The 7,360-nt window shown below is 46.0% G+C and carries 4 protein-coding genes; 3 read left to right on the top strand and 1 reads right to left on the bottom strand.

The genetic code is table 11. From position 1 onward, the window contains the following. Positions 1-206 precede the first annotated feature (206 nt). Positions 207-1,166 carry a type II toxin-antitoxin system HicA family toxin gene (locus tag K4A83_RS21125; protein WP_265266684.1) on the top strand — a complete coding sequence of 320 codons (960 nt, stop codon included), beginning with the start codon at positions 207-209 and terminating at the stop codon, positions 1,164-1,166. A gap of 30 nt (positions 1,167-1,196) precedes the next feature. Here the strand turns inward: K4A83_RS21125 and K4A83_RS21130 are convergent, their stop codons facing one another. Further along, positions 1,197-3,578, bottom strand: a complete 2,382-nt coding sequence (locus tag K4A83_RS21130; RefSeq protein ID WP_265266685.1) for an ATP-binding protein — start codon at positions 3,576-3,578, stop codon at positions 1,197-1,199. 816 nt (positions 3,579-4,394) lie between these two features. Here K4A83_RS21130 and K4A83_RS21135 point away from each other — a divergent pair. Together K4A83_RS21135 and K4A83_RS21140 are read left to right on the top strand one after the other, a co-directional pair. Then, the gene (locus tag K4A83_RS21135) at positions 4,395-4,784 is read left to right on the top strand and encodes a response regulator (RefSeq protein WP_265266686.1); all 390 of its coding nucleotides are present in this window, start codon (positions 4,395-4,397) and stop codon (positions 4,782-4,784) included. Between the two features lie 314 nt (positions 4,785-5,098). Further along, positions 5,099-7,255, top strand: a complete 2,157-nt coding sequence (locus K4A83_RS21140; RefSeq protein ID WP_265266687.1) for a chemotaxis protein CheA — start codon at positions 5,099-5,101, stop codon at positions 7,253-7,255. The last annotated feature ends 105 nt before the right edge of the window (positions 7,256-7,360 follow it).

Here is a 7,360-nt window from a genome sequence, read left to right on the forward strand (position 1 = left end):
CCTAATTGCTTCATTAATGGCGGTTATTTGTTCTGGTTTAGGGTAGACCTTAAACTCGTAGACAAACACGGATGATACTGAGTTAATGGATATCAAATATTATAATAACATGGAATTGAAAAATGGGCAATAAAAAGCCGTCCTGAAGGACGGGGCTTGTATCCCATTATTTTCGGTCATCTTCCAAGCGTCCCCCCTTCTGGCCATTGTTAACTACCCCATTGCGTCGGGGGGTGCTGTTGGGGGTGATGGTTTTGGGGAGTGGTGCGATCGCCCTTCGTCAAACCTATCATATCCAGCAAAACCAGCCCAATCCCACCGCAGAAAGCCCCCCCACCTTCCCCCAAGCCATAACACAATGGCTACAAAACCCCCTCTCTCCCCGCCATCCCTTCCCCCTCTACACCACCGTAGCACTCACCACCCTTAGCACAGGTTTAGCCTTATGGGGAGGCACGGAATGGCTGATTCTCCGGCAACGCATGACCCGCCATTTACGCCGTCAGATGGTGGAAAGTCGCGCTCAAAGCCAAGGGATTCAACAGTTACAGATTGATCTTGAACGGTTAACCCAAGAACGGAACAGCTTGCAACAACAACTTAACCCCGTTGTGCAACAGAATCTAGAAATTCTTCAGCACGAGATGGTTAACTTGCAAAACATTTTACAACAGTTAGAGCAGCAAAATAAGCAAGTCTTAAACCAATACCAAGAGGCGACCCATCAACTCGAAAATATTAACTGGTACAATAAAGAATTAGAGCAAGAGAATCATCAGTTGCACGATGAAAAAGGGCAACTTATGCAGGAACTAGAGTCCAAAAAAGCTCAACTTTGGCAACTAGACCAAGCCGTTAAAAAATTTCAAAACCAAGAGAGAGAACAAGAGAATGTCGAGGCATTAAACCCCGTCGCTCAAGATAGTAATTCTATGCCATTTTCTGAGTTAACTGGGATTTCTGCCGATCGTGCCTTGCGTGCTGTAGAACGTCTCGGTTTTGTGTATGTGGGGCAACGGGGGAGTCATATTAAGTATCAGAAAGAACAAAAACAAACATTTACCTTTATTTTGCCCAATGAATCTGAAATTCCTCCGGGGACATTAAAAAATGCGCTCCAAAATGCTGGCATTAGTTTAGAAGAGTTTCTACAAAACTTATCTTAGGGTCTGCTGAATATGGCTCTAAGCACGGATTTAAATTTTCCGACCGTCAAAGATCCCCGCTTTTAAAGGAATCGTGATAATAAAATCAGTTCCCTTCCCTAAATCTGACTTGCATTCTAACTTACCATGATGTTGCTCAACAATGACTTTATAACTGGTTGATAAACCTAAACCTGTGCCGGATCCCACAGGTTTTGTCGTATAAAAGGGATCAAAAATACGAGATAATGCCTCGGGACTAATGCCTACTCCATTATCATGAATGGTAATTTGAACCCAACGACGATATTTTAACTCAGTCTTAATTTCTAAAATACTAGGGTGTTTGACCAATTCAGGAAAATGACGGTTTTTGTCTCGTTCATTCAAGGCATCAATCGCATTAGATAGTAAGTTCATAAAAACTTGATTCAATTGTCCGATATAACATTGAACCGGAGGAATAAAACCATAGTTTTTAACCACTTGAATCACTGTACTTCCCTCAGCCCCATTTAAACGACTGTTGAGAATCATCAAGGTACTATCTAAGTTTTCATGAAGGTCAACCTCCTTCATTTCTGCTTCATCTAACCGGGAAAATGTGCGTAGGGATTTGACAATTTCTCGAATACGGTCCGCGCCCATTTGCATGGATTGATAAAGCCGGGGCAAATCTTCCATTAAAAATTCTAAGTCAATGGTTTCGATCCAGTCCTCAACTTGAGGAGGGGGAACAGGGCAGTATTGACGATAACGTTCGATGAGAACCAGTAAATCCTGGGTGTATTCTTGGGCATGAATCACATTGCCATAAATAAAGCTGATGGGGTTATTAATTTCGTGGGCAATACCAGCTACTAATTGCCCTAAACTGGACATTTTTTCGGCTTGGATTAATTGGGATTGAGCTTGTTGGAGTTGTTTTAAAGCTGCTTCGAGGGCTTCACTTTTGGCCGTGGCAATACGGGCGGATTCTGTGGCTTGGGTGTAGAGATCCGCTTGATTAATGGCGATCGCCATTTGATTGACAATCTCCTGACTTAACTCCAAATCCCTTTCACTCCAAGGCGTTGGCGCTTCCCGCAACAACACCAAAGCCCCGTATTTTTTGCTGTGAGTCGGGACCGCTAACAATAACACAGCATCATAGCCCAGTCGGGAAAAATAGGATTTGGCTTGGGGATCACAGTCTAAACCCCAATCCAGTTGTAAAGTTGTCCCCCCCAATAGCTGTTCCGTAAAATAGTTTCCCTCCTCATCCCAATGTTGCCCCAAAAAGCTGGGATCTTCCTCGTTTTTCGATTCTTGCACCACCTCCCAATAAGAGGCGAGATTCGTCGCGTCACTCTTAAGCACTTCTTGATGAGAAGGGCGCTGTTGGCGGCGTTTGCGACGCTGAGGTTCCCCCCGAAACCAGAGAAAACAACATCGATCTGCCTTTAAACAACGCTGAAGTTCTTGTACCGTTGTTTCAATCACTGTGTCACTATTCAAGGAATTGCGAATTAGCATCGAGATATGATGCTGCATAGATTCCCACTCCGCAAACTCCCTTAAAATCGCCTCAGAACGTTTTAAAGCTTCTTCTGCCTCTTTCCGTGGGGTAATGTCTAAAAAAATCCCATCCCAGACTAAGGATTGATCAGGTTGAATTTCTAAACTCGCCTCCCCTTGTAACCATTTCACCTTACCCGACGGCGTAATAACACGATATTCATGATGCCAAGGGGTCTGTTGAGCCGCCGCCAGTTGGGTAGAATAGAGAAACTCATCGATATCTTGAGGATGGATGAGGGCCCACATTTTTTCCGGATCTTGAATAATCATTTCCGGGGTGAGTTCCAGTAAATTCAAGGCATTACGACTAATATAAGTAAAAACTCCTGTGGGATTATCGGCCGATTTTTGATATTGATAAGTAACACCCGGTAAATGATCCGCGAGGCGTTTAAAGCGTGCTTGGGATTCTTGGAGGGCGATTTCTGTGGTTTTGCGATCGCTAATATCAATCGCCGTGCCGATAATCCGGTAAAACGCCCCCGTCTCATCCCGAAGGGGTGTTAAAGTCGTTAGCGTGTAAATCGAGCCTCCTTGGAAATGGCGACACTCCTCATAACGAATACTATCCCCAGCCATTAAACAACGATCATAATTGGCCGCAATTTCTGCCGCCTCCTCCGGGCTAAACACCTCAAAAGGTGTTTTTCCCGCCACCTCCTCCGACGCATACCCTGTGAAGCGACTCGATACCCCATTCCAACCTAAAAATTTATAATGGTAGGGAGAACCCCCAATAGCCCTCTCCTCCTGACTTTTCACCGCAACACCGACCACAAAAATGGCCTGATCCACCCCCTCATAGATTAACCTTAAAAACTGCTCGCGTTGTTCTAAAGTCTCTTCGACCAAGCGTATGCGATTATCTGTCATACGATCTACATAAACCACGCCTTGATCCCCCCTAGCCTTAATAAAGTTGATTCACCCAGAAATATAAATAGCTAGCCAAAAGCATCATTTGCCATCATTCAGTCCCAGTGAGTGGCAACCTAACCCATTAACCGATCATGGATTGATCTTTGTTCCTGGTTATGGACTAATCAACCGTTGCCCTTCTCTAATCCTCCGCCGATCCCATCGCTCCTTTTCCCCCTAGTCAGCCCTTGGTTAGCCCTCTATTCAGATTCATTTTAACATTTTGCTCCACCAACAATAGGAGGAAAACCCCATGAGAAACGTTTTATTGCGAAATATAAATTCTCTTGAACAAAAGCAACAAATCTTTGCCACTTTAGTGGAAAATACCGAGACTTGATTTCGTAATAGATTGTTGCATTTGGTGAAAGACCGAATCGGCTTTTGATAAAATACAGATGTCTTGAAACAATTTTCCACTAGGATACAAGTCCATCATCAACTCCCAAGAGAGCGAGACAACCAAAACCCTTGACTGATGTTTAGTCATGCCCTGCTCAATTCAACCTGTGAATCCCCATACGAGACACATCTAACTTCACCCTTCTCAGTTGTACCCAATCTAGGAAACCACCACTGAGTCATGGGGTTGAATATTTAGGAATTGAACTACGTCTAGCCCTCTGAGTGAGGAGATAACAAAGGAGTTACACAAGTTCGCCAGTGCTTGAATTTGTCCCCCTTTAAAAACTGGCATTTCCTTGTCAAGCCGTCTGAGTCAGTTAGCCCTAAACTAACTAAACGGACGGGATTTCTAACCCAAAATTCTCGATGAAACGTATATTAGTAGTCGATGACTCAGCCACCATGCGAAAAATGGTCATTGCCTCATTAAGAGACTTACCGGGCTTCACTTTTAGCGAAGCCGCCAACGGTTTAGAAGCCATTGAGCAAATGCAGAACTCCCCCTTTGATCTCATGGTTTTAGACCTAAATATGCCCGATATGCACGGTTTAGATGTGTTGCGCTTTGTCCTTAGCCATCCTGACTATCAAGCCACACCGATTGTCATTCTAACTACGAAAGGCGATCCAGAAAGTAAAAATGAAGCCCTATCAGCTGGGGCATCTTGTTACTTAACGAAACCTTTTCAGCCTAAATCTTTGGCCGAACAAATTCAAGAACTGGTTAACCTTAAATTGGGCTACAATGTAAACTAACAATAAGGCTAAATTCAAGGAAAATAACGGCTCAAAGTTTCTCAAAGTAAAGCTGAGAAAATCACCTTAGAGATTTATAGTCTAAGATAAAAGCTAAACAGATTACTTTTTACCCTGAACTTTTTTCATTAGACGGATAAGCAAACATCAAACATTCATTAGAAGGTGAAATGGATTAGATGTACACAGAATCTTGATGGCAAAGTTTTTGCCCGAAACTGCGTTACTTCTAGTCTGTAGGCTCTGCCTCAATGTAATGTTTTATAAAGAAAGCTTGTCAAAATCTCACACTCGTGCAGGGAGTTACAATAGTGGTGTCTAAAACTTCAGAAGACAATAGCTTTTTTACAGAATTTCTAGAGGATTATTTCGCCGAATGTGAGGAACATCTCGCGGCCATTCGTCAGAACCTCTTGGCCCTAGAATCATTCCTTAACCAGCCCACTGTAGAACCGGAGGTGTTACAGGCTTTATTTCGGAGTTTTCACACCTTAAAAGGGTTATCCGGCATGGTGGGCATTAAAGAAGCTGAAGCCCTAGCCCATCAAATGGAAAGCTATTTACGTCTGTTGCGAGAAGAACATCCTCCCCTGTCTGCATCCGGTTTTGATGCCTTAATGGAAGGGACAAAAACCTTAGAGCAAGTCATTAATTGCCAGCACCAAAACGCCCCCCTGCCTAATATTGAACCCGTTGTAGGACAACTGAAGGCTTTACTGCCCCCAGAAATCCCACCGAGCCAAAAGGGGATTATTACCCCCATTCATCTCGAACTTCCCAGTGCCGCTCAAGACCACCTGAAAGGGGCCAAAGAAAAAGGTCAACAAGTCTGGCATTTTGTGTTTTCGCCCAACTCTCAACGGGCCCAAGCAGGCATTAACGTTAATGTCATTCGCAGTCGATTAGAACAGCTTGGGCAAGTGATTCACGCCGCCCCCCGTCTCAATTCCGACCATCAGATAGTCTTTGATTTTGTCGTGACAACAACGGCCGCAGAGAGTGTTTTTGCCCCTTGGAGTCAAGATGGAGTCACCTGGAACCCCTATGAAACCGACAGGGAAAGCCTGAACCCCTTAGAAACGGCGGTGACAACGGTCAAAGACAGCGCGGAGACAGAACCAGCAAAAGCGGCCACTCCTGTCCCGGAGGTTGAGGATACCTCTCCCGCGCCCCTTTTATCCACAGTGGATTCCCCCCCTGCCTTGCCCTTAGAACCGATGACCCAACCTGCTCCCCTAATTTCTCAACCCTCTACTGTTGTGCGGGTAGAGTTGCCCAAACTGGATGCTCTCATGCGGATGGTGGGGGATTTAGTGATTAGTCGGGCGAGATTGGATGATTATATTCATCAACTGACAAATAGCTTACCCTCTGCTCAACTGCGACCCTTACAGGAACTGAACTTAACCTTAGAACGGCAAATGCGGGACCTCCGGGAAGGGGTGATGCGGGTGCGACTGGTTCCCATTGGGGAAATATTTGCCCGGATGCAGTTTGTAGTACGGGATTTAGTACGAGAAATTGATAAGGAGGTGGTGTTAAAAATTAGCGGACAGGAAACCGAGATTGATAAGTTTGTGGTGGAACGGATGATGGACCCGCTGCTGCACCTTGTCCGCAATGCTGTGAGTCATGGGATTGAAGGCCGAGAGCAACGGGTAGCGGCCCAGAAAGACCCCGTCGGTCAGATTCACCTGCGCGCTCGAACCTCGGGGGAAATGGTGGTGATTGAAATTGAGGATGATGGGCAAGGGGTGGATGGGAAAAAGGTGATGGGACAAGCGAAAGCTCGTCAGTTGGTTTCTACTGGGGGGGGAGAAGACCATTATGATGGGATGACTTTGTTGGATATTTTATGCACCCCGGGCTTTTCCACCAAGGAACAGGTTGACTTAACCAGTGGTCGGGGGGTGGGGATGGCCATTGTCAAGAATACGGTGCGGGAATTAGGGGGGCTGCTGGATTTGACCACGGAAGTGGGTCAGGGGACTTGTTTTCGCATTCAACTGCCGCTCACGTTGGCGATCGCAGATGCTTTAATTACTAACGTAGGCTCCGAGACATTCGCCATCCCCCAATCCTCCGTCCGAGAAGTGATTGAAGTCCCCCCCAGTCAAATCATCCACTTTGAAAACAACGAAATTATTTCCTATCGCGGTCAAGTCTTACCCCTCGTCCATTTAAGCCAATTATTCCATATCGCCAAGAGTTTAGACCCCATCCATCCAGACACCCGCTTAAAAATCGTCGTAGCAGGCAGTAGCCTAAACACCGTCGGTTTAGTCGTAGAGCGCATTATTGGGCTGCGGGAAATCGTCGTCCAAGCCCTCACCGACCCCCTCGTGCGTGTCCTAGGAGTCGCCGGAGCCACCGAATTAGGGGATGGTCGCGTCGTCCTCATCTTAGACGTAAGCGCCCTCGTGCGCATGGCAGCAGCCCGTAAATCCATAAGTCAAGGGAACAGGGAATAGGGAATAGGGAATAGGGAATAGGTAATAGGGAATAGATAATTGTTCCCCCGCTCCCCGGCTCCCCTGCTCCCCCGCTCCCCGGCTCCCCTGCTCCCCCGCTCCCCC

This window comes from Spirulina subsalsa FACHB-351 (genome assembly GCF_026130165.1).
GTDB lineage: Bacteria > Cyanobacteriota > Cyanobacteriia > Cyanobacteriales > Spirulinaceae > Spirulina_A > Spirulina_A subsalsa_A.

What these genes read in the sequence shown, in the direction of transcription:
- K4A83_RS21130 (WP_265266685.1), bottom strand. Translation starts at nt 3,578, where the DNA reads ATGACAGATAATCGCATACGCTTGGTCGAAGAGACTTTAGAACAACGC.
- K4A83_RS21135 (WP_265266686.1), top strand. Translation starts at nt 4,395, where the DNA reads ATGAAACGTATATTAGTAGTCGATGACTCAGCCACCATGCGAAAAATG.